The following is a 21,794-nucleotide window of genomic DNA, read 5'->3' on the forward strand; positions in this document are numbered from 1 at the left end:
TTCATGCGGTGGGACGGGTTCAGGAGAGCTTGAGCGTCACCATGTTGGGCGTCGACTTGTTCGAGATCAGGTAGCGGCCACCGATCAGGTCGGCCGCCGTGTCCACGCCCCGGTCGTCGAAGTTGAGCGAGACGACCTCGTCGACCCCGTCACCGTCGAAGTCGGCGGCGGCGTAGTTGCGGGCCGCGGAGTAGCTGGGCGACTTCCCCAGCGCGTCCGGGTACGCGTGATCAGCGTCCAGCAGGCTCGGGTCCCAGAGGTAGACACCGCCCTGGACACCGGTGACGAGCACCTTCTGGCCGCCGGGGGCGGTCAGCCAGCCCCCGCTCCGGGAGTCCGGCACCAGGTTCAGCGAGCGGTCGTCGCCGTCGGCCAGGAACGTCCGGAGGGTCGCCGCGCCCGCCTCCATGAGCGTGCCGTCGCCCTCGAAGTAGTTGCCGTGCGTCCACAGCCCGCCGGTGTAGGTGCGGTGCAGCATCTCTCCCGTACGGCCGTCGCGGATCTCCATGACGTTGTACGGGATGAGGGTGTCGGAGCCGTTGGCGTTGACGGGCGCCCACGCGACCCAGGTGTAGACGACCGCGTGGCCGTCCGCGTAGGGGATCTCGGGCGAGGCGAACACCGCACGGTCGAGGAGACCGGTGCGGAGCTTGCCGTCCACGGCCGAGGCGGGGGCCTTCGGCTCGATGGACCAGCCCTCCGCCCCGGTCTTCGCGTCGAGCTGCACGGCCCGCATCACGGGGGCGTCGATGTCGATGGACTCGGCGCTGGTGTACTGCACGTACACCTTGCCGTCACCCGTCGACGCGTCGGAGAAGAGCACGTCGCCGGCGCTCTCGGGCGCGGTGTAGCTCCACAGCGCCTCGCCGTCGCCCGTGTAGGCGCGCAGGGCGTCGGTCGGGACGAGGATGTCGGCCTTCTTGTCACCGTTGACGTCGGTGAGCGTGACGGACCGGACGAACTGCCCCCCACCGTCGATCGTCTTCAGGACCGCTCCGGTCCGCGGGTCGAGGACCACGACGGCGCTGTCGGCGGCGACGACGATCTCCGGCCGCTCGTCCCCGGTCACGTCCGCGGTCTCGATGCGGTGCACCGAACCCGGCAGGGTGGCCTGCCACAGCTTCTTCGGCGTGCCGTTCAGCAGCGAGGTGCCGGAGTAGGCCCAGAGGCCGTGTGCCTCACCGCCGCCGACGAGGTCGTCCTTCTTGTCACCGTCGACATCGATGCCCTTCGCGTACGCCATGGCGCCCTGGAGCGGCGTGAGGTGCTGCTCCTTGCCGTCCTTGAAGGCGTACGTGCGGACGTTCTGGTCGCCGTCGACGACGCGGATGTGCCGGCCGCTCTTGTCGCTGAAGATGTCCTGGAACATGGGGGACGCGGTGACGCCCTTGGTCTGCCAGCTCACCTTCCCCTTGCCCGAGAAGACGGTCAGCGACGCGTACCGGCCGCCCGCGTTGGCGGCGGTCCCGATCTCGGTGTCGTCCTGGGCGGCGGCGACCAGCTTCTTGTTGACGACGTCGAGCCGCCAGGTGACGGGGGCGTCACTCGTGTTGCCGGGGCCACGCTTCGTGGTGTGCTGCCACAGCGCGGTCTCCGGGTCCGAGCCGTCCAGGACCCGGACGGTGCTGGATCCCACGAACATCGTGGGATCGAGGGAGGACTCGCTGACGGCGTACTCGGCCTTGGTGTTCCCGGTCAGGTCGCCGACCGCGAACGCGGTGGGCAGCACGTTGACGCGGCTGTCCAGGGTGGTGCGGCGGCCGTCGGCCAGGTCGTAGGCGGCCACCTCGTAACGGAGTTCGTCGGCGGTGTCCGCCTGCTCCACCGCGACGATCTGGTTGCGTCCGGCGTCCAGGCGCATCTGGCGGCTGTAGAGCGCGCTGTCCGTCTGCCAGACGACGGAGCCGTCGTTGGTGTCGAGGACGAGGGTCCGGCCGCGCGCGGCCGTGCCCTCCGTCTTGCGCAGGTCCCAGGAGACGGCGACCTTGCCGTTGCCGAGGTCCTGGATCGCGCCCCAGGTGGCCGGCTGGATCTCCTCGGTGTCGTACGTCCAGGTGCTGGACTCCGACAGCTTGCCGTCGGCGTACGAGAAGCGCGTGCCGGTCAGCTGCGCCGTCTCGGACAGCGAGGCGCGGTCGTTCAGGCGCGGGACGTTGCCGACGAGCAGGGCACCGTCGACGACCTGGACCGTGGTCGCGTAGGAGTAGAACTTCGACCAGACGGTCTTCCCGGTCGTGCCGTCCAGGACGGTGACGATCGTGCCGGAGGTCATCGTCGTGCCCGGAATCCGGACGCCGGTGGGCGGGTTCTCGCCCACGCTGGCGGAGAAGACCACGTCGGGCACACCGTCACCGGACAGGTCACCGCTGCCGTAGCCCTGGTCGGACGTGGGGGTGAAGGGGCTGACCGCGTTGTAGCCCATCTGGACGAGCGGCGGGTACAGCTCGGTGTCCCACACGCGGAGCGGCTTGACGCCCCAGTCCGCGTAGAGCGACGTGGTGCTCCGGGTCCACTGCTCGGTGCCGTCGGCGGCGGCGCGCGCGACGTGGCCGAGGCTGTGCAGGGTGAAGTAGTCACCCTTCTTGCTGTCGGCCGGCATGGTGACGCCGAAGCCCTTCACGCCCTCGATGGACGAGGTGGGCGTCATGGTGACGTTGGTGGCGGCGTCGGTGGTCGCGGCCTGGGGCGCGGCGGCCCCGGCGGACGCGTCCGACTGCGAGCCGTCGGCGGTGCCGACGACCTTCGCCGGGTCGCTCTTGTCGGTGCCGGTCGTGTCCTGGCCGTACAGGTCGACCTGGAGGCGGTCCGTCAGCTTCTTGGCCTGCGCGCTGGTGAGGCGCATGCCCTGGGCGTCGTCACCGCTGTCGGCGGCGAGGGCGTGCGGGGCGGCGGTCAGGGCCAGGCCGGCCGCGACCAGTCCGGAGGCGAGCCGCAGGGCGCGCCGGGAGTTGTGGGCTCTCATCACTTGTCTTCCTGCGCGAGGTGGACGGCCGAACCGGCGCTCAGAACCGGCTGGTTGAAGGAGTACTGGAGGGCGTCGTCACCGGTCTGGTTCTCGATGCCGACCGTCGCGCCCGCGCCGCGGTCCGCGACGGACTGGTACTGGAGGGTGACCGAGCCGGTGGCCTCGTCGAAGACGGCCTCGAAGGTGGCGCGGTTGCCGGAACCGTCCGCGTAGGCGGCGTTGTTCCAGACGATCGCGAAGGAGCGGTTGCCCTTCGAGCCGGTGACCGCGGTCTGCACGCTGGACTTCTTGTCGAGGACCAGGTCGTCCCAGAGGACGGCGACGGTGCCGTTGGGCCGGTAGGCCGAGGGCAGCGCCACGTTGGCGTAGTCCCCGATGCGCGGCTCCAGGAAGTTGATCAGGCCGTTCGTGGAGACGGAGGCGCTGGTGTAGGAGACGCCGTACAGCTTGACCGGGAAGGGCAGCGAGACCGTCTTGGCGTCCTCGTCACCGGTGAGCGCCACCTTGGTGGAGCCCTTGATCCAGGAGTACGTGGCCGGGGTGCAGGTGTTGCCGTAGAGGTCGGTGCGGTTCGGAAGCTTGACGTTCACCGTCTTCTCCCCGTCGACCTTCAGGGTCTCGCGGGAGATGCCGTTGCACAGAACCGGGGCGGCGGGCGTCACGGTCAGGGCGTAGCTGCCCTCGGAGACGGACGGCAGGGTGTACGTGCCGTCGGTGCCGGTGGTGACCGCGGGCACCGGGGAGCCGGTGACCTGGACGGTCGCCTTGGCGAGCGGGCGGCCCTGGACGTCGAGGACCTTGCCGGAGACCTTGTGGCCGGGGACCGCGTCGAGCGCGAAGTCCTTACCGAGGACCTGGCCGGCGGTGACCGTGACGTCGGCGAGGGTGGCCGGGGCGAAGCCGTAGCCGCTCAGCTTGAAGGAGTACGTGCCCGGCGCGAGCGTGAACCGGTAGGTGCCGTCGGCGTGGGTGCTGACCTCACGGGTGCCGGTGGCGCCGGTGGCCTCGATGGTGATGCCGGACAGGGCGGCGCCGGTGGCCTTGTTGGTGACCTTGCCGGTCATCGTCGCGGCCGTGTGCGGGGCCTTGTCGATGGAGGCGAGGATGTCGAGCTTGCCCTCGCCCCAGACGTTGTTCATGCCGGCGGTGCCGCCGCAGTGGGTGTCGTCCACGTCGATCGCGCCCTCGTTGAGCAGCGCGCGGGTGGCGTCGACGTCACCGATGAGCGAGGGGGCGGCGGACCACAGCAGGGCCACCGCGCCGGCGAGGTGCGGGGTCGCCATCGACGTACCGGAGATGGTGTTGTACCCGTTGCCCGGCCAGGCGGAGCGGACGTCGACGCCGGGGGCGGAGATGTTCGGCTTGGCCGAGCCGTCGACCGGCGAGGGACCGAAGCCGGAGAAAGTGGCGATCTTGCCGTTGACGTCGTAGGCGCCGACGCCGTAGGACTCGGCCTGCGCCCCCGGCGGGTGGGTCGTCGAGCAGGTGACGCCGTCGCCGTCGTTGCCGGCCGCGAACGCCTCGAAGATGCCCGCGGAGTTCCAGGCGTTCAGGATGTCCGTGTAGAAGGTGCCGTCCCCGCCCCAGGAGTTGTTGACGATGTTCGGGGCGAGGTCCGGGCGCGGGTTCTGGCCGTTCTCATCGGTCGGCGCGAGGATCCACTCGCCCGCCTTGAGCAGGTTGCTGTCCGAGCACAGGTCGGACTCGCAGCCCTTGGCGGCGATCCACTTCGCGTTCGGGGCGACGCCGATGCCGTTCTTGCCGACCATGGTGCCCATGGTGTGGGTGCCGTGGCCGTTGTTGTCGCAGGGCGCGTCGGTCGGGCACTCACCGCTGGCGTCGTACCAGTTGTAGGAGTGGGTGAACGAGCCGTCGCCGTTGTTGCCCCGGTAGGTCTCGACCAGGTCCGGGTGGTCGAACTGGACGCCCGAGTCGACGTTGGCGATGACGATGCCCTCGCCACGGTCCTGGTAGTCGTCCCAGACCCGGTCGGCCTTGATGTCCTTGACGCCCCACTCGGAGGTGCCGGCCTCCGCCTCCTCGGCAACGGTGGCGGCCTTGACGGCTGCCTTCGTCTGGGCCTCGGTGGGCTGCGTCACGATGTCGTCGAGCTTGTAGTGCTGCTCCTTGACGATCCGGGCGACGTCCGAGCGCTTCGCGAGCTGCTCGACGAGGTCCTGGTCGCCCGTGACCTTGACCGCGTTGGCGATCCAGAAGTCCTGGTGGCCGACCTTCTTCTTGTCGAGGAAGGTGTTGAGCGACTGCTGGCTCTCGTGGGCCTTCGTCTTCAGCTCGTTGAACGCCGACTTCGCGCGGGCGGCGTGACCGCGCTGCCGCTTGGCGGAGGTGAGGTCGGCCTTGTCCTTGAGGACGACGAAGAACGAGCTCTCGCCGCCCTTCTCCACGGCCTTGAGCAGAGCGGAGTCGACCGGGGTGGTCGGGCCGGTGGCAGCGGCCGCGGACGGGGGGCCGATCAGCAGGCCCGTAACGGTGAGCGCTGCTGCCGCCCAAGCGGCGGTTCTCCGCCGGGGCGATCGGGACAGGTGCATCAAGATGCTCCTCCAGGAACGGTACGGGGGGAGCCCGGACGTTAGGAGGGCGGCGTTACTCCGGCATTACAAACCACGTAAACCATCGTTTACGCAGGTCAGAGCCGTGTTACACGCTGTCTTACGGAGCACTCGCGCGGGCCCCTGTTTCAGGGCCGTCACGCGCGGCGGTCTCCGTTCGGCCTATCCCTGCTCGCGCGCGCCCGCCGATAAACGTTGCCTGGCAGTTCCAGGGAAAAAAGCGGACCGGGCGGGAGGCACCGTGGCTGACGACGGCGCGGCGGACGACGGTTCCTCACCTGCCGGGCTGCGGGCCCTCCGGGAACGTGTGACCGCCCTCGAACAGGCGCGTGCCCGGCCGCCCCGGCACCGCGGCCGGTCGTTCCTCGCCGCCCTCCTGATCGTCCTCGGCTGCCTGCTCGCCCCGCTCTCCGTCGTCGCCTCCTGGGCGTCCGACCAGGTCGCGGACACCGACCGCTACGTGGACACGGTCGCCCCGCTGGCCTCCGACCCGGCCGTCCAGGACGCCGTGGCAGGCAGGGTGACCGATGCGCTCATGACCCGGATCGACCTGTCCGCCCTGCTGGCCGGCGTCGCGCCCGAGGACCGGCCCCGGCTGGAGAAGGCGCTCGGGCGCCTCGGCGGTTCGCTGGAGGACGCGGTCCGCGGTCTCGTCCATGACCGGGCGCGCGCGGTCGCCGCTTCGGACGCCTTCGAGACGCTGTGGACCGAGGCCAACCGGCGGGCCCACCGGGCCGTCGACAAGGCGCTGACCGGCAAGGGCGGCGGGGCGGTCGAGCTGACCGACGACGCGGCGACGCTCGATCTCGCGCCCGTCGTCGACCGGGTCAAGCAGCAGCTGGTGGACCGGGGCCTGACGGTCGCCGAACGCATCCCCGAGATCCACACCGACATCACGCTCATCAGGTCCGAGGAGATCGGCGAGGTCAGGACGTATCTGCGCGTCCTTCAGTTCCTGGGCGGCTGGCTCCCGGTGATCGCGGTGCTCCTGACCGCCGGGGGCGTGCTCCTGTCGGTGCGGCGGCGCCGCGCCCTGGTCGCCGGGGTCCTGGGCGTCGCGTTCGCCGTCGGAGTGCTCGGCATCGGGCTGCGGGTCTTCCGGGCGGTCTACCTGGACGCCCTGCCGGCCGGCGTGTCGCCGGGGGCGGCGGGCGCGGTCTACGACGCGATGACCCGGTTCCTGGGGACCGCGGTGCGGATGGTGGTGGCGCTCGGGGTCGTCGTCGCGCTGTCGGCCTGGCTCACCGGGCCGGGCCGCCACGCCGCGACCGTCAGGGGGCTGTGGACCTCCGGCATCGGGGCGGTGCGCGCCACCGCCGACGGGGCCGGGCTGCGGACCGGTCCCGTCGGCCCGTTCGTACGCCGGTTCCGTGCCTGGATCACCTGGCTGCTGGTGGCCGCCGCGCTCGTGGTGTACCTGCTGTGGGCGCACCCGACCGGGTGGGTCGTCGTCGGGATCGCGCTGTGCCTGCTGTTCCTGCTGGCCGTGGTGGAGTTCCTGGCGGCCGGACCGCGTGCCACGGACCGGGAACCGGCCGCCACGGCCGTCTGACCGGGGCCGGGCACCGACAGAGAGGAGCGAGACGATGACAGTGGTCGATGCGGACGCCGTCCGGCGGATGACGGACGCGCTGTTCATCGAGCGCGGACTGCGCAGTCCGAGCTCCACCCGGTTCTGGGGGCTGCTCGTGCTGGCCGCCGTGATCGCGAGCGCCGGAGTGGTCGGCGACTCGACGGCCACGGTGATCGGCGCGATGATCGTCGCCCCGCTGATGACCCCGATCCTCGGCTGTGCGCTGGCCCTCGTGCTGGCCCGCCGCCGGCAGGTGGTGCGCTGTCTGCTGCTGGTGACCGGGGGCGCCCTGGCGGTGGTGGCGATCGGGATGCTGCTCGGCTGGATCGTCTCCCCGCCCGACGCGTTCGCCTCCAACAGCCAGGTCTCCTCGCGGATCAGCCCCCGCCTCATCGACCTCCTCGCGGCACTGGCCACCGGAACGGTCGGCGCCTTCGCCCTGGTGCGCGCCGACATCTCCGACACCCTGCCCGGCGTCGCCATCGCCATCTCGCTGGTGCCGCCGCTGGCGGTGACCGGGCTCCTGCTGACGGTCCACCGCTACCACGACGCCGGCGAGTCGGCGCTGCTGTTCGCCACCAACGTGGCCGCGATCGTGGCGACCGGGACGGTGGTCTTCCTCTGCTACGGCGTGCGGGCGGGGGCCGTGCGGGCGCGGATGCGGGTCGGGAAGTTCCGGGGCTGGACGCTCGTGGCGGTGGCCTGTGTCGTGGTGCTCGTCGCCGCCCCGCTCACCGCCGGCACGATCAGAGTCGCCCGGGACCGTGCGCTGGCCGCCGACGCCCGGCCGGTCGCGGAGCGGTGGGCGGCCACCGGGAAGTGGCAGATCTCGTCCGTGGAGGCGCGCAACGGCCTCATCGTCATCGGCGTGCTCGGCCTGCCGCCGCAGCCCGCGCCGACCGCGCTGCGCCAGGCGCTCGACGACCACGGCATGCGGGACGCCGACCTCGAACTGCGCCTGGTCGGCGGGCGTACGCACTGGTGCCCGGCCGACACCGACACCTGCACGGTGCGCAAGGCCGGGCACAGCTGAACGCCGTCCGCGTCCCGCCCGGGTCAGCGGCGGCCCGGGGCGCCCGCCTCCACCAGCCGCCGCCACACCGCCTTCGCCGCGTGGTGTCCGGACATGCCGTGCACGCCCGGCCCCGGCGGGGTCGCCGATGAGCAGAGGAAGACCGCCGGGTGCGCGGTGGTGTACGGGACGCGGGCGAGCCTGGGCCGGATGACGGTCTGCAGGCCCGCGAAGGCGCCGCAGGCGATGTCCCCGTCCACGTAGTTCGCGTTGCGCCGCGCGATGCCGGGCGGGCCCGCGACCGCGCGGGCGAGCACGAGGTCGCGGAAGCCGGGGGCGAACCGCTCCAGCTGTCGTTCGATGACGTCGGTGGCATCGCCCTGCCAGCCGGCCGGGACGTGCCCGTACACCCAGAAGACGTGCTTGCCCTCGGGGGCGCGGGAGGGGTCGACGAGGCCGGGCTGCGCGGTGATCAGGAAGGGGGCGCGGGGGTCGCGGCCGTCGACCGCCCGGTGCAGCGCGTCGTCGATCTCGCCGGCGGTGGAGCCGATGTGCACGGTGCCGGCCCGGCGGGCCTCCTCGGCGGTCCAGGGCACCGGGCCGGAGAGCGCGTAGTCGATCTTGAAGCAGGAGGCGCCGTAGCGGTACCCCTGGTAGGCGCGGCCGAGGCCGGCGATCCGGGCGAGCGCGGTGGGCGAGGTGTCGAAGACGTAGGCGCGGGCGGGCGGCAGTTCGTCGAGGCGCTTGACCTCCGTACCGGTCCTGATGGTGCCGCCGAGCTCCCGCAGGTACGAGGCGAGGGCGTCGGAGATGGCCTGGGAGCCGCCGCGCGGCACGGGCCAGCCCCGCTCGTGCGCGGCCAGCGCGAAGAGCAGGGCGATGCCGCCGGTCGCGAGGCCGTTGGTGGGCGCGATGGCGTGCGCCGCGAGGCCGGCGATCAGGCCGCGCGCCTTCTCGCTCCGGAAGCGGCGGGAGAGCAGCGTGGCGGGCTGGATCGCGTCGAGCCCGAAGCGCGCCCAGCGGTACGGGTCGCGGGGCAGCCCGTCCCACGGGGTGCGCAGGAAGTCCCGGGCGAGGGTGTCCCAGTGGCCGAGGTAGGGGGCGAGGAGCCGGCGGTAGGCGCCCGCGTCCTGGGGGCCGAGCGCCATGGCGGTCTCCCCCACCGAGGTGGCGAGCACGGCGGCGGTGCCGTCGGGGAAGGGGTGGGCGAGGGCGAGATCCGGCTGGAGCCACTCGAGGCCGTGCCGGGCGAGCGGCATCGCCCGGAAGGCCGGCGAGCCTATGGCCAGGGGGTGCACCGCCGAGCAGGGGTCGTGCCGGAATCCGGGGAGCGTCAGCTCCTCCGTACGCGCCCCGCCGCCGACCGCGGGACCGGCCTCGAAGACCTCGACGGCGAAGCCCCGGCGGGCCAGTTCGACTGCGGCGGTCAGTCCGTTGGGGCCCGCGCCCACCACGACCGCATCGAGCATCGACGGCACCTTCGGACTCCTTATGTCAGCCGACGGTCGGAGCCCCCAGGATATTCGCAGGCACCGTCACCCGGGGGGCGGGTAGTCTCCCCGACCGATGACCGCAGACGACTTCGCCCGGACCGCGGGCTCCGGCATGCCCGGCCGGATCGCCGAGATGGCCGCACGGCTCACCGAAGTGCCCGGCGTCCGGGCGGTCCTGCTCGGCGGCAGCCGGGCCCGGGGAACGCACCGCCCGGACTCCGACTGGGACCTGGGCGTGTACTACCGCGGTACGCCGGACACCGCCGCCCTGTCCGCGCTGGCCGCCGCGTTCCAGGGCTCCCCGGTCGAGGTGACCGGTCCCGGCGGATGGGGCCCCTGGGTGAACGCCGGTGGCTGGCTGCGCGTGGACGGCGTCCCGGTCGACTGGATCCTGCGGGACCTGGACCGGGTCGAGCGGGTCTGGGCGGACTGCCGGGAGGGCCGCTACGAGGTGGGCGTCCAGCCGGGCCATCCGCTGGGCTTCTGGTCGTCCGCGTACCCGGGCGAGGTCGCCCTCGGGCGCGTACTGTCCGACCCCGGAGGGGAGTTGACGGCCCTGAAGGAGCGCATGTCGGTCTATCCGGAGCCGCTGCGCGCGGCGCTGGCCGACGCGGCCTGGGAGGCGGAGTTCTCCGTCACGGGTGCCCGCAAGGCGGCCCCGGCGGGCGACCGGCTGTACGTCTCCCTCTGCCTGTCCCGCGCCTTCGGCATCCTCGCCCAGTCGCTCCACGCCCACCACCGCACGTGGTGCCTCAACGAGAAGGGCGCGCTGGCCGCGGCCGCCGCCCTGCCGGACACTCCCGCGGGCTTCGCGGACCGGGTGGACGCGGCCCTGCGGGGGCTGGACACGGCGGCGGTGGAGACGGCCGCGGAGGTGGTGCGGGAGGTGCGCGAGGTGCTGGCGACGGCGACGGGCTGACCGGGGTGCTGGGCCTCCGAGCGGCGCGCCCGCCGTCAGGCGCCCGTGCGCAGCGCCGCCAGGACGCGGTCGGCCGTCGCCCGGTCGCGGGCGGCGGTGAAGGGCAGGCTGTTGCCGCCGGCGATACGGAACGGCTCACCGGACAGCGTGGAGTGCGTGCCGCCCGCCTCGGCGACCAGGAGGAGCCCCGCCGCGTGATCCCACGCGAACTCCCAGCTGAAGGCCACGGCGTCGATCTCACCCCGGGCGACGGCGAGGTATTCGAGGCCCGCGGAACCGCAGGGGCGGGCGGCGAAGCCCTCGGCGCGCAGGCCGAGCAGGGCGTGCTTCTGCGCGTCGGTGGTGTAGTCGGGGTGCGACATCGCGACGCGCAGCACGGCGCCGGGGGCGGGCGAGCCGGCTCGTATCGCGGTGCCGTCGACCTTCGCGCCCCGTCCGCGGACGGCGACGGCCATCTCGTCGAGGGCGGGGGCGTACGTCCAGGAGGCCAGCAGCTCGCCCCGGTGGGCGAGGGCGACCAGGGTGCAGAAGCCGGGCTCGCCGCGTACGAACTGGCGGGTGCCGTCGACCGGGTCGACGATCCACACGGGGGCGTCGCCGCGCAGGGCCTCGTACACCTTCGGGTCGGCGTGGACGGCCTCCTCGCCGACGACCACGGAGCCGGGCAGGAGCCGGCCGAGCGAGGCGGTGAGGTGTTCCTCGGCGCGCCGGTCCGCGACGGTCACGAGGTCGTGCGGGCCGTTCTTCTCGACGATCTCGTCGGCGGCGAGCTGTCGGTAGCGGGGCATGATCTCGGCAGCGGCCGCCGCGCGGACCGCCGCCTCGATCTCGGTCAGGTCACCGGCGAGGAAGTCATCGATCATGCCCCCAGCCAATCATGCGCGCCGGGAGCGCCGGTGGCCCGGTCGGCTCCCCGGCGCCTCGGGCGGCGGAGAGCCGTGCCGGTCAGCCGTTCACCGTCCACTTCTGGTTGGCCGTGCCCGCGCAGGTCCAGATCTGCAGCGGGGTGCCGTTCGCGGAGTTGTTGCCCGTGACGTCCAGGCACTTGTCCGCCTGGGGGTTGACGATGTCGCGGGCGCCGCTGACCGCCCACTTCTGCGCTGCCGAGCCGTTGCAGTCCCAGAGCTGGACCCTGGTGCCGTCCGCCGTGCCGCCGGAGGCCACGTCGAGGCACTTGCCCAGGGCCCGGATCGTGCCGTCGGCGCCCACGGTCCACTTCTGGGCGTTGGTGCCGTTGCAGTCGTAGAGCTGGACCGGGGTGCCGTTGGCGGTGCCGGCGGCGGCGACGTCCACGCACTTGCCGGCGAGTCCGGTGATCCGCCCGCCCGTGCCCGGCTGGCTGTCACTGGTGGTGACGCGGACGTGGTCGACGACGAGCTGGTTGGGGAAGGCGGTGCTGCCGTCGGGGTCGCCGGGCCAGTAGCCGCCGACCGCCAGGTTGAGGATGACGAAGAACGGCTTGTTGAAGACCCAGGGGTTGCCGCCGGTGTCGGCGGGGGTGCGGCGCTGGTAGACGTTGCCGTCCACGGACCAGGTGAGGGAGTCGGGGGCCCAGTCGACGGCGAAGGTGTGGAAGGCGTCCGCGAACGCCTGGCCGTTCGGCAGGGTGTAGCCGGCGCCGATGCCGCCGGAGCCGGAGTAGCCGGGGCCGTGGAGCGTGCCGTGGACAGTGGAGGGCTCGAAGCCGACGTTCTCCATGATGTCGATCTCACCCGAGTTGGGCCAGCCGACCTGTCCGATGTCGCTGCCGAGCATCCAGAAGGCGGGCCACATGCCCTGGCCGCGCGGGATCTTCATCCGGGCCTCGACGTGTCCGTACGCCTGGCTGAACTTGCCCGAGGTGTTCAGCCGGGCCGAGGTGTACTGACAGGTGCCGTACCAGCACTGGTAGTTGGACGGGTTCTCCTTGCGTGCGGTGATGACCAGATGGCCCTGACCGTCCAGCGCGGCGTTCTTGGTGCCGGAGGTGTAGTACTGCCGCTCGTGGTTGTCGACGTTGTCGCCGGTCTCGGTCTGCCACTTGCCGCTGTCCACGGCCGAACCGGCCGCGCCGTCGAACTCGTCGGAGAACGTCGTCGTGGCGGTCGCCGCGGCCTGCGACATCGGGGTGGTGTCCGCCGGGGCGGGACCGCCGGTGCCGGCCAGGCCGGCCGTGGCCAGGGCGAGAGCGAGGGCCGGGAGTACGGAGCGCAGCAGGCGTCGCGAAAGGCGTGGGGAGTCCATGACTCTCCCTTCCGGTGCGTATGGGGGGAGGGAAGGGGAACCCTGCCGCACACACGAAAGTCATGTGCATGACAGATAGAGCAGACACGGTGGAGCAGACGCGATGGAGCGAGCACGGGGCACTTGGTTCGCTACGTGATTTAAGAAGTGAAGGAAGGCCCTGTCAAGACTTTGGTACGGACCACAGGAGTCGAAGCGACGGCGGCTCCGGACACACCGACGGTCCGCGGGCATGGGCGACATGCCCGCGGACCGTCGGTTCGGTGCCGTGCGGGGGCGGCCTCTACTTCTGCCAGCCCACCGTCTCCGGGAGCGGGGTGTGGAAGATGGTCGCGCCGACGTTGGCGAGGCCCTTCTTCACCCCGTACGTGGAGGGTCCGCTGAACAGCGGCAGGAAGGCGTATTCCTGGAGCGCCTCACGCTCCACCTTGTTGACCGCCGCGGTCTGCTCGTCGAGGTCGGCGATCTCGGTGGTCGCGCGGATCTCCTTGTCCAGCGCCTGGGTGCCGGAGCCGGTGATGTTGGAGTCGCGGTCCGAGCAGTAGAAGTCGCACAGGTAGCGCGCGCCGAACGGGTCCATGGAGCGGTTGCCCGACAGGAAGAGGTCGAACCTGCGCTCGCTGATGGTCTTGGCGAAGTCCGCGTCGTCGCCCTTCCTGATGACGAGGTGGATACCGGCCGGCTTCAGCATCGCGGCGAGCGCGCCGGCGGTGGCCTTGCCCAACGGGTCGTCGCCCAGGAGGGTGTACCCCACTTCGAGCTTCTTGCCGTTCTTGACGCGGACTCCGTCGGTCCCGGCCTTCCAGCCGGCCGCGTCGAGCGTCTTCTTCGCCTCGGCCGGGTCGTACTTCAGGACGGCCGACACATTGTCCTCGTACCCCTTCTGGAAACTGTAGAGCACCGCCGAACCGGGCAGCGGCTCCTTGTAGTCGAGCCCCTGGAACTGGATCTTCGCGATCTGCGCGCGGTCGACGCTCTGCTGGATCGCCTTGCGGACGGCCTTCTCGGAGAGGACCGCCGACTTGGTGTTGAAGTAGAGGGAGTACTCGAAGGGGCTGCCGCCGCTGCGGATCTCCGTGCCCTTCAGCCCCTTGACCTGCTTCAGGCTCTCGGCGTCGACGGCGGAGGTGTAGTCGAGCTGCCCGTTCCTGAAGGCGTTGACGGCCGCTGTGGATTCCAGGTTGACGTACACCCGCTTGTCGAGCTTGCCCTTCCTGCCCCACCACTTGGGGTTGCGGACGAAGGTGATGTTGCCGGAGTGGGTGTCCCACTTGCCGACCGTGTAGGGGCCCGCGCCCCACTCGGGGTGGGCCTTCTTCACGTACGCCTTGTTGAAGTTCTCGACCGTCGCCGCCTTCGGGTGCAGGAAGGTGGTGAACAGGGTGGACCAGGAGGCGTTGACGCCCTTGAAGGAGATGACGGCCTGCTTGGCGTCCTCGCCCTTCTCGACCGAGGTGATCTGGTCGTAGCCGTCCGTGGAAGAGGTGGCGAAGCCCTTGTCGGAGCCGTTGTTGGCCTTCCACGTGGCCTCGATGGCCCGCCAGTCGATGGGGGTGCCGTCGTTGAAGGCGGCCTTCGGGTTGATCGTCAGGACGACCTTCTGGTCGCCGCCCTCGACGCTGACCTTCACGTCGCTGTAGTAGTCCTTGTTGTACTGCACGTCGCCGGTCGGCGAGTACGTGATCGCGTCGGCGTTGTACCAGCCCCAGACCCGGGAGGCGGTCAGTGTGGCGTTGACGTTGAACGGGTTGCCCTGGTCGTCGAAGGTGCCGACGGTGGTGTACGTGCCGCCGTCCTTGATGTTCTCGTACGGCTGCGGGTTGTAGTCGACGGCGGCCGACGCGGCCTTGGGCGCGTCCTTCCCCACCCCGTCGGAGCCGTCGCTCCCGCCGGAGGACTGGCACGCGGTGGCGGCGACGGAGACAGCGACGATCAGGGCGACGGGCATGGCCGGTCTTGCGCGCATGGCGGAGTGTTCCTTCTGATGGGAGGGGTGGAGAGGACGGGGCGGTGACGCCTCAGACGGCGTGACAGGCGTACGTGTGGCCGGGCTGCCCGGCCACCGGGGATGCCTCGGGCCGTTCCGTACGACAGCGCTCCCGCACGTCCTCGCCTGCCAGCCGGTACAGGGGGCATCGGTCGACGAAGACGCAGCCCGCCGGCAGCCGGGCGGCGCTCGGCTGCTCGCCCTCCAGCACGAGGCGTTCGCGTGCGCGTTCGCGCTTCGGGTCCGGGACCGGAATCGCGGACAGCAGCGCCTTGGTGTACGGGTGCTGGGGCGCGGCGAACAGCGACTCGGTGTCACCGGTCTCGACGATGTGGCCCAGGTACATCACGGCGATGCGGTCGGAGACGTACCGGACGACGGCCAGGTCGTGAGCCACCACCAGGTAGGCGAGGCCGAGTTCGCGCTTGAGCCGGGACAGCAGGTTGATCACGCCCGCCTGCACGGACACGTCCAGGGCGGAGAGCGGTTCGTCGAGCACGAGCAGCTTCGGCTCCGTCGCGAGGGCCCGGGCGATCCCGACGCGCTGGCGCTGGCCACCGGAGAGGGCGGCCGGGAAACGGTCGCTCATCGCCTCGTCCAGGCCGACCAGCGCGAGCAGTTCGCGGACGCGGGCCCGGATCGACGCCCGGTCCCGGCCGATGGCGCGCAGGGGTTCGGCGAGCAGCTCGAAGACCGGCAGCCGCGGGTCGAGCGCCCCCATCGGGTCCTGCATCACGATCTGGACGTCCCGGCGCAACTCCCGCGACCGGGTCGCGGATTCGGCGGTCCCCAGCTCGATGCCGGTGAGTTCGATCCGGCCGCCCTCGGGCCGTCGCAGCCGCATGATCTCCAACAGGGTGGTGGTCTTGCCGCTGCCCGACTCCCCCACCAGGCCCAGGGTCTCCCCGGACCGCAGCTCGAAGCCGGCCCCGTTGACCGCCCGCAACGTACCCACGCGGCGCTTGAGGACGGCCCCCTTGGTGACCGGGAACGTCTTCACCAGGTCCTCGACCCGGAGGACCACCTCACCGGCGGGGGTGTCCCGCTCGGGCTGGTCGGCGGCTCGGGCGGCCCCGGTGGTGTCCGCCGGATGCGCGGCCTCGGCCGGTTCGGCGCCGCCCGCCGGGTCGAGGGACCCGGCGGCGATCTCATCGGCACGCAGGCAGGCCACGTCCCCGTGCCCGGTGACCGCGCGCAGGGCGGGCTCGTCCGTGCGGCAGGCGTCGAGCGCCACGGCGCAGCGGCTCGCGAAGGGGCAGCCGGCCGGGAGGTCCACCAGGGCGGGCGGTTCGCCGCCGATCGGGACGAGGGGCCGGCGTACCCCGCTGTCCACCGTGGGCACGGCGGCGAGCAGGCGGGCGGTGTACGGCATGACGGGGCGCGCGAAGAGTTCGTCGACGCCCGCGCGCTCCACGAACCGGCCCGCGTACATGACAGCGACCTCGTCCGCGTGGCCCGCGACCACTCCGAGGTCGTGGGTGATGAGGACGAGTCCGGCGCCGGTCTCCTTCTGGGCGAGGCGCAGGACGTCGAGGATCTGCGCCTGCACGGTGACGTCGAGCGCGGTGGTGGGCTCGTCCGCGACGAGGACGGACGGCTTGTTGGCGATGGCCATGGCGATGACGACGCGCTGGCGCATGCCGCCGGAGAACTCGTGCGGGAAGGCGGCGGCCCGCTCGCGGGGGTCGGGGATGCCGACGAGGCCGAGCAGTTCGACGGCCTGTTCCCAGGCGGCCCGCTTCGTCAGGTCCTGGTGGACGCGTAGGGCGTCGGAGAGCAGCCGGCCCACGGTGAAGAGGGGGGTGAGCGCGGAGAGCGGGTCCTGGAAGACCATGCCGATCTCGTTGCCGCGTATCGCGGAGAGTTCCTTGTCGCCGAGGCCCACCAGGTCCCGGCCGCCGAGCAGCACCCGGCCGCTCGTCGCGGCGGTGGGCGGGAGGAGGCCCATGATGCCCATGGCGGTGGCGGACTTGCCGGAGCCGGACTCGCCGACGATGCCGAGGGTACGACCGGGCAGCAGGTCGAAGCCGATGCCGCGCACCGCCTCGACGGGTCCCGACTCGGACGGGTAGGTGATGTGCAGGTCCCGCACCGAGAGGACCGGGGTGACGGCATCGCCGGGCGGCTGCGCGTGGGGCAGGGTCGTCGCGAGGGTCATCGTCGGCCTCCTGCCGCGCCGGTCGTGGATGTGGGGTCGAGGGCGTCGCGCAGCCCGTCGCCGACGAAGGTCATCGACACGGTGAGCAGGACGACCAGGCCCGCCGGGAAGGCGAACAGCCAGGGGGCGCTGGTGACGGTCCCCGCACCGTCGGCGAGCATCGTGCCGAGCGAGACGTCCGGGGTCTGGACGCCGAAGCCGAGGAACGACAGGGCGGTCTCGCTGAGCACCGTGGAGACGACGCCCAGGGTCAGGTTGACGATGAGCAGGGAGCCCAGGTTGGGGATGAGGTGGCGCAGGATGATGCGCGCCGGGGTCACCCCCATGAATTCGGCGATCGTGATGTAGTCGCGCTCCCGCAGGGAGGTCGAGACGGACCAGATGACCCGCGCGGTGGACATCCAGCCGAAGACCGTCAGGACGACGATGAGGACCCGCCAGTCACCGGCGAGCCGGTGGGAGACCAGGGCGAGGATGAGGAAGGAGGGGACGACCAGCAGGAAGTGGATGACGGCGAGCGTCGCCTTCTCCGCCCGGCCGCCGAAGTACGCGGCGCTGGAGCCGATGACCGCGGCGACGACGACGGTCAGCACGGAGACGCTGACCGCGATGGCCAGTGAGCGCCGCAGGCCGTGCACCGCCGAGGCGTAGATGTCGTTGCCGCCCTGGTTGGTCCCGAACCAGTGGGCGGGGCTCGGCGGCCGGGTGAGCGCGGCGAAGTCGGTGTCGGAGTACGCGTACGGGGTGAACAGGCCGCCGAACAGGCTGAACAGCACCAGCAGGACGAAGATCGCCACACCGGCGACGGCGAGCCGGTTGCGCCGGAATCGCCGCGCGTAGAGCCGGGCGAGACCGGAGCCGTGCCGGGGCACGGCCGCCGGGGCGGGCCCGATGAGGTCCGTCGCTTCCACGGCCATGTCAGCTCACCCTCACGCGCGGGTCGAGGAAGACGGTGGCGATGTCCGCGAGGATCGCGCCGACTGCGGTCAGGGCGGCGGCGAAGGCGGCCGTGGCGACCGTGCCGTGGATGTCGTTCTTGCTGATGGTCTGGATGAAGTAGCGGCCCATGCCGTTCCAGCCGAAGATCGTCTCGGTGATCACGGCGCCGGTGAAGACGGCCGGGATGCTGAACGCCACGGAGGTCGCCGTCGGGATGAGCGCGGCGCGCAGGGCGTGCCGGCGGATCGCCCGGGTGCGGGTGAGTCCGGTGGCCCGCGCGGTGCGGACGTAGTCGGCGTCGAGGGTGTCGAGGAGCAGCGAGCGCTGCGTCAGGTGGTAGCCGACGTACCCCATCAGGGTGAGGGTGAGGGTCGGCAGGATCAGGTGGAGCAGGCGGTCGCCGATGGTGGGCAGGAGCCCCTCGACGTTCGGCGAGTTCTCGCCGGCGACGTAGAGGAAGTGCAGGCCGGCGTGCTGGTTGAGCCAGATCGCGACGAAGACCACGGCGAGCGCCGCGACCGAGGTGGGTACGTTGAACACCGCGATGGACACCGCTTGCGTGACCCGGTCCGCCCAGCCGTACTGCCGGGACGCCGTGTACACGCCCAGCGTGACGCCGATGACGACGGAGAGGAACGTCGCCATGACGACCAGTTCGGCGCTGACGAGCGAGCGGTAGCCGATCTCGCCGTTGACGGATACTCCGGTGGGCGACATGCCCCAGTCGAAGTGGGTCACGACGGAGGTGAGCCAGTCCCACCACCGCTGGACGAGCGGCACCGACGGGTCGAGGTTGTAGGGCGCGAGGGCCCGGTCGATCTGGGCCTCGGTGCGCACGGGCCGCAGTTCCTTGAAGTTCGACCGCGGGTCGAGGAACCAACTGGCCAGGAAGTAGGTGGCGTTGGTCGCGACCACGATCATCAGGAGCCAGCCCGCCGCCTTGCGCGTCACATGGCGCAGCACGGGTGGCACCTCCTCACCGCGCACATGGGGTGCGCCGCCGGGGCGCCGGGTCTGGGGGGCGTATGCATGCGCGGTGGTGCCTTCTGGAGGTCGGGGAAACGTTGCACAGACGTGCGAGCGTCAGTCTGATGCGGGCCCGGACGCCGGCACCAGGTCCGGGCGGGTCCCGCCACGACCTCGCAATACGGCCTTAGCAAACGGCCCGGACAGATCATGATTTGTACGTGATCGCTCGTTGCCGTGTTACGGGCCGGCCCGAGCGCGACCGGCGGACTAATCCGTGCGACGGTGGCGTTGTGCCTGGCCGGAACCCGTACGCAGGTGAGCGGGCCGGGCGGAAGTGGAGGCAGGACCGTGCATGGTGAGTACAAGATCCCCGGCGGCAAGCTGGTCGTGGTGGACCTGGAGGTGGAGGGCGGCGTACTGCGCGGCGTCCGGGTGGCCGGTGACTTCTTCCTGGAGCCGGACGAGGCGATCCTCACGATCGACGCGGCGCTGGAGGGCGCCCCGGCGACCACCGACACGGCCGCCCTGGCGGCCAGGATCGACGCGGCGCTCCCGGATTCGACGGTGATGCTCGGCCTCACCTCGGAGGGCGTCGCCGTCGCCGTGCGCCGGGCGCTGGCGCACGCCACGGAGTGGAGCGACTACGACTGGCAGCTCATCCACGACGCCCCGCAGTCCCCGGCCCTGCACATGGCGCTCGACGAGGTCATCACGGCGGAGGTCGCGGCCGGCCGGCGTCCGCCGACCCTGCGGGTGTGGGAGTGGGACTCCCCCGCGGTGATCATCGGCAGCTTCCAGTCCCTGCGCAACGAGGTCGACCCCGAGGGCGTCGACCGCCACGGCGTCACGGTCGTCCGGCGGATCTCCGGGGGCGGCGCGATGTTCGCGGAGCCCAGCAGCACCATCACGTACTCGCTCGCGGTGCCCCAGTCCCTGGTCTCCGGGCTCTCCTTCGCCGACAGCTACGCGTATCTGGACGACTGGGTGCTCGAAGCGCTGGGCGACATGGGCATCAAGGCGTGGTACCAGCCGCTCAACGACATCGCCACCGAGGTCGGCAAGATCGCGGGGGCGGCGCAGAAGCGGGTGGTCGGCCCGGACGGGGGCCCCGGCGCGGTGCTGCACCACGTGACGATGTCGTACGACATCGACGCCGACAAGATGCTGGACGTGCTGCGCATCGGCAAGGAGAAGATGTCGGACAAGGGCACGAAGAGCGCCAAGAAGCGCGTCGACCCGTTGCGCCGGCAGACCGGTCTGCCGCGCCAGGCTGTCATCGAGCGGATGATCGACTCCTTCCGCAACCGGCACGGGCTGACCCGGGGCGATGTGACGCCCGAGGAACTGGCCAGGGCGGAGGAGCTGGTCCGTACGAAGTTCTCCCACGACGAGTGGACCGCCCGAGTGCCCTAGAGGACCGGCCGGTGGTCGTGCCAGCGGCGGTCCGCCTCCAGCTGGGCGGCCAGCGAGACGAGCCGTTCCTCGCTGCGGGACGGGCCGAGGAGCTGGGCACCGACCGGGAGGCCGTCCCGGGTGAAGCCCGCCGGGACATTGACGCCCGGCCAGCCGAGCACGTTCCACGGCCAGGCGTACGGGCACGCCTCGGTGATCGCCACATCGGTCTGCCAGGCGCTCAGCCCGTCGAACCGGCCGATGCGGGGCGGCGGCAGCGCGGTCGTCGGCGTGAGCAGCACGTCGAACCCGGCCCCGCCGCGCCCCCGGTGGAACAGCGCGCCGATCCGCCGGTGCTGGTGCACCTCGCGCGCCCGGGCCGCCCGCACCACCCGGCCGCCGAGCCGGGTGCCGGTGCGCAGGGCGCTGCGGGTGCGCGCGTCCAGGAGCGCCGGCTCGGGGTGCAGGGCCGCGAGTTCGGCGATGCCCGCGGTGGCACGGGGCACGAAGCCGAGGCCGATCAGCCCGTAGCGCGGCCGGGCCTCCTCGACATGGTGGCCGAGCCGGGCCAGCGCCTCCGCGATCCCGGCGACCGCGCGGCGCACCTCCGGGTGGGGAGCCGTGCCGGTGAGGGTGAGCGGGGGCCGCCAGGCGAGTGCGATGCGCAGCCGGCCCGGGTCGCGGCGGGCGGCGGCCGACGCGTCGACGGCCGGCGGGCGGTGCGGGTCCTCCGGGTGCGGCCCGGCGACCGCGTCCAGCAGGAGGGCGGCGTCCGCGACGGTCCTGGCCAGCGGGCCGTTGACGGTGAGGCCCTGGAACGCGTCGCTGTGCGGGTGCGTGGAGATCCGGCCGCGCTGCGGCTTGATGCCGACGAGGTGGGTCCAGGCGGCGGGGATGCGGACGGAGCCGGCCCCGTCCGAGCCGAGGGCGGCGGGCACCAGACCGGCGGCGACGGCGGCGGCCGAACCGCCGGACGAGCCGCCCGGGGTGTGGCCGGTGTGCCACGGGTTGCGGGTGGCGCCGAACGCGGCGCCCTCGGTGAACGGCCACTGGCCCAGTTCGCAGGAGTTGGTCTTGCCGACGATCACGGCTCCGGCCGCGCGCAGCCTGCGTACGGCCTCGCTGTCGGCGGTCGCCGCGGCCCGGTCGCCGGCGCATCCGAAGTGGGTGGGCATCCCGGCGACGTCGGTGTCGTCCTTGACCGCGACGGGCACCCCGAGCAGCGGCAGCCGCTCCCCCGCCGCGAGCCTGCGGTCGGCCTCGGCCGCCTCGGCGAGCGCGGCCTCGGCGCGCAGGTGCCGGAAGGCGTTGAGGGTGGCCCGGGTCGCCTCGCTCCGGGCCAGCGCGGCGGTGACGAGCTCGACGGAGGTGACCCGGCCGTCCGCGAGGGCCCGCACGCCGTCGGCGAGCCCCCGCGGGGCGGTGTCCGGGGCCGGGGCGTCCTCGCCGGCCGGGTCCGGCGCCGGGTCTTCGGCCGTTCGGGTGGTGTGGGCTGAGGACATGGGCGGCTCGCCTCCTCGTACCGTCAGGTGTGTACGTACACCTGTCCGCGCGAACGGACTTACTGGAGGGTAACGAGTGGGGGCGGGCCCCT

At 72.1% G+C, this 21,794-nt stretch carries 14 protein-coding genes; 4 read left to right on the top strand and 10 right to left on the bottom strand.

What is annotated here, in order from left to right:
* Positions 1–19: 19 nt before the first annotated feature.
* Both ABZ564_RS20445 and ABZ564_RS20450 read right to left on the bottom strand, forming a co-directional pair.
* On the bottom strand, positions 20–2,962 hold the full coding sequence (locus ABZ564_RS20445; protein WP_360858157.1) for an FG-GAP-like repeat-containing protein: 2,943 nt from the start codon (positions 2,960–2,962) through the stop codon (positions 20–22).
* A complete protein-coding gene (locus tag ABZ564_RS20450) occupies positions 2,962–5,514 on the bottom strand; it encodes a S8 family serine peptidase (protein WP_360858159.1) in 2,553 nt (850 codons plus the stop codon). Before ABZ564_RS20450 ends, ABZ564_RS20445 begins: the two co-directional genes overlap by 1 nt.
* Before the next feature lie 262 nt (positions 5,515–5,776).
* Here ABZ564_RS20450 and ABZ564_RS20455 point away from each other — a divergent pair, with 262 nt between their 5' ends.
* On the top strand, positions 5,777–7,087 hold the full coding sequence (locus tag ABZ564_RS20455) for a hypothetical protein (RefSeq protein ID WP_360858162.1): 1,311 nt from the start codon (positions 5,777–5,779) through the stop codon (positions 7,085–7,087).
* 34 nt (positions 7,088–7,121) lie between these two features.
* On the top strand, positions 7,122–8,141 hold the full coding sequence (locus ABZ564_RS20460; protein ID WP_360858165.1) for a DUF389 domain-containing protein: 1,020 nt from the start codon (positions 7,122–7,124) through the stop codon (positions 8,139–8,141).
* Between the two features lie 23 nt (positions 8,142–8,164).
* Here ABZ564_RS20460 and ABZ564_RS20465 read toward each other — a convergent pair whose 3' ends face one another.
* Entirely contained in the window at positions 8,165–9,598 is a 1,434-nt protein-coding gene (locus ABZ564_RS20465) for an NAD(P)/FAD-dependent oxidoreductase (RefSeq protein ID WP_360858168.1), read from the bottom strand.
* A 127-nt stretch (positions 9,599–9,725) separates the two neighbouring features.
* Between ABZ564_RS20465 and ABZ564_RS20470 the strand changes: the two genes are divergently transcribed.
* Entirely contained in the window at positions 9,726–10,532 is an 807-nt protein-coding gene (locus tag ABZ564_RS20470) for a nucleotidyltransferase domain-containing protein (RefSeq protein ID WP_360858246.1), read from the top strand.
* A 35-nt stretch (positions 10,533–10,567) separates the two neighbouring features.
* Here the strand turns inward: ABZ564_RS20470 and ABZ564_RS20475 are convergent, their stop codons facing one another.
* From ABZ564_RS20475 to ABZ564_RS20500, 6 genes are all read right to left on the bottom strand, one after another.
* Positions 10,568–11,395 (bottom strand): inositol monophosphatase family protein, encoded by an 828-nt coding sequence (locus tag ABZ564_RS20475; protein WP_360858171.1) that lies wholly within the window; start codon positions 11,393–11,395, stop codon positions 10,568–10,570.
* 82 nt (positions 11,396–11,477) lie between these two features.
* Positions 11,478–12,755: a lectin gene (locus ABZ564_RS20480; protein ID WP_360858174.1), complete on the bottom strand. Its 1,278-nt coding sequence runs from the start codon at positions 12,753–12,755 to the stop codon at positions 11,478–11,480.
* A 283-nt stretch (positions 12,756–13,038) separates the two neighbouring features.
* Positions 13,039–14,721, bottom strand: a complete 1,683-nt coding sequence (locus tag ABZ564_RS20485; protein WP_360858177.1) for an ABC transporter family substrate-binding protein — start codon at positions 14,719–14,721, stop codon at positions 13,039–13,041.
* 52 nt (positions 14,722–14,773) lie between these two features.
* Positions 14,774–16,900: an ABC transporter ATP-binding protein gene (locus tag ABZ564_RS20490; RefSeq protein ID WP_360858180.1), complete on the bottom strand. Its 2,127-nt coding sequence runs from the start codon at positions 16,898–16,900 to the stop codon at positions 14,774–14,776.
* Positions 16,897–17,817 carry an ABC transporter permease gene (locus tag ABZ564_RS20495; protein WP_360858182.1) on the bottom strand — a complete coding sequence of 307 codons (921 nt, stop codon included), beginning with the start codon at positions 17,815–17,817 and terminating at the stop codon, positions 16,897–16,899. The genes ABZ564_RS20490 and ABZ564_RS20495 overlap by 4 nt, the downstream gene beginning before the upstream one ends.
* A 1-nt stretch (position 17,818) precedes the next feature.
* Positions 17,819–18,802 (bottom strand): ABC transporter permease, encoded by a 984-nt coding sequence (locus tag ABZ564_RS20500; protein WP_360858185.1) that lies wholly within the window; start codon positions 18,800–18,802, stop codon positions 17,819–17,821.
* A gap of 354 nt (positions 18,803–19,156) precedes the next feature.
* Between ABZ564_RS20500 and ABZ564_RS20505 the strand changes: the two genes are divergently transcribed.
* Positions 19,157–20,221 (top strand): biotin/lipoate A/B protein ligase family protein, encoded by a 1,065-nt coding sequence (locus ABZ564_RS20505; protein ID WP_360858188.1) that lies wholly within the window; start codon positions 19,157–19,159, stop codon positions 20,219–20,221.
* On the opposite strand, the gene ABZ564_RS20510 is transcribed toward ABZ564_RS20505, so the two are convergent.
* Positions 20,218–21,702 carry an amidase gene (locus ABZ564_RS20510; protein ID WP_360858191.1) on the bottom strand — a complete coding sequence of 495 codons (1,485 nt, stop codon included), beginning with the start codon at positions 21,700–21,702 and terminating at the stop codon, positions 20,218–20,220. The two genes, ABZ564_RS20505 and ABZ564_RS20510, sit on opposite strands and share 4 nt — an antisense overlap.
* Positions 21,703–21,794 lie beyond the last annotated feature (92 nt).

Origin of the sequence: Streptomyces sp. NPDC019224 (assembly GCF_040632605.1) — a bacterium.
GTDB lineage: Bacteria > Actinomycetota > Actinomycetes > Streptomycetales > Streptomycetaceae > Streptomyces.

Excerpts from the sequence above, each read along its gene's own strand:
- ABZ564_RS20445 (WP_360858157.1), bottom strand. The coding sequence starts at position 2,962 with ATGAGAGCCCACAACTCCCGGCGCGCCCTGCGGCTCGCCTCCGGACTG.
- ABZ564_RS20450 (WP_360858159.1), bottom strand. The coding sequence starts at position 5,514 with ATGCACCTGTCCCGATCGCCCCGGCGGAGAACCGCCGCTTGGGCGGCA.
- ABZ564_RS20460 (WP_360858165.1), top strand. The coding sequence starts at position 7,122 with ATGACAGTGGTCGATGCGGACGCCGTCCGGCGGATGACGGACGCGCTG.
- ABZ564_RS20470 (WP_360858246.1), top strand. The coding sequence starts at position 9,726 with ATGCCCGGCCGGATCGCCGAGATGGCCGCACGGCTCACCGAAGTGCCC.
- ABZ564_RS20475 (WP_360858171.1), bottom strand. The coding sequence starts at position 11,395 with ATGATCGATGACTTCCTCGCCGGTGACCTGACCGAGATCGAGGCGGCG.
- ABZ564_RS20480 (WP_360858174.1), bottom strand. The coding sequence starts at position 12,755 with ATGGACTCCCCACGCCTTTCGCGACGCCTGCTGCGCTCCGTACTCCCG.
- ABZ564_RS20485 (WP_360858177.1), bottom strand. The coding sequence starts at position 14,721 with ATGCGCGCAAGACCGGCCATGCCCGTCGCCCTGATCGTCGCTGTCTCC.
- ABZ564_RS20490 (WP_360858180.1), bottom strand. The coding sequence starts at position 16,900 with ATGACCCTCGCGACGACCCTGCCCCACGCGCAGCCGCCCGGCGATGCC.
- ABZ564_RS20495 (WP_360858182.1), bottom strand. The coding sequence starts at position 17,817 with ATGGCCGTGGAAGCGACGGACCTCATCGGGCCCGCCCCGGCGGCCGTG.
- ABZ564_RS20510 (WP_360858191.1), bottom strand. The coding sequence starts at position 21,702 with ATGTCCTCAGCCCACACCACCCGAACGGCCGAAGACCCGGCGCCGGAC.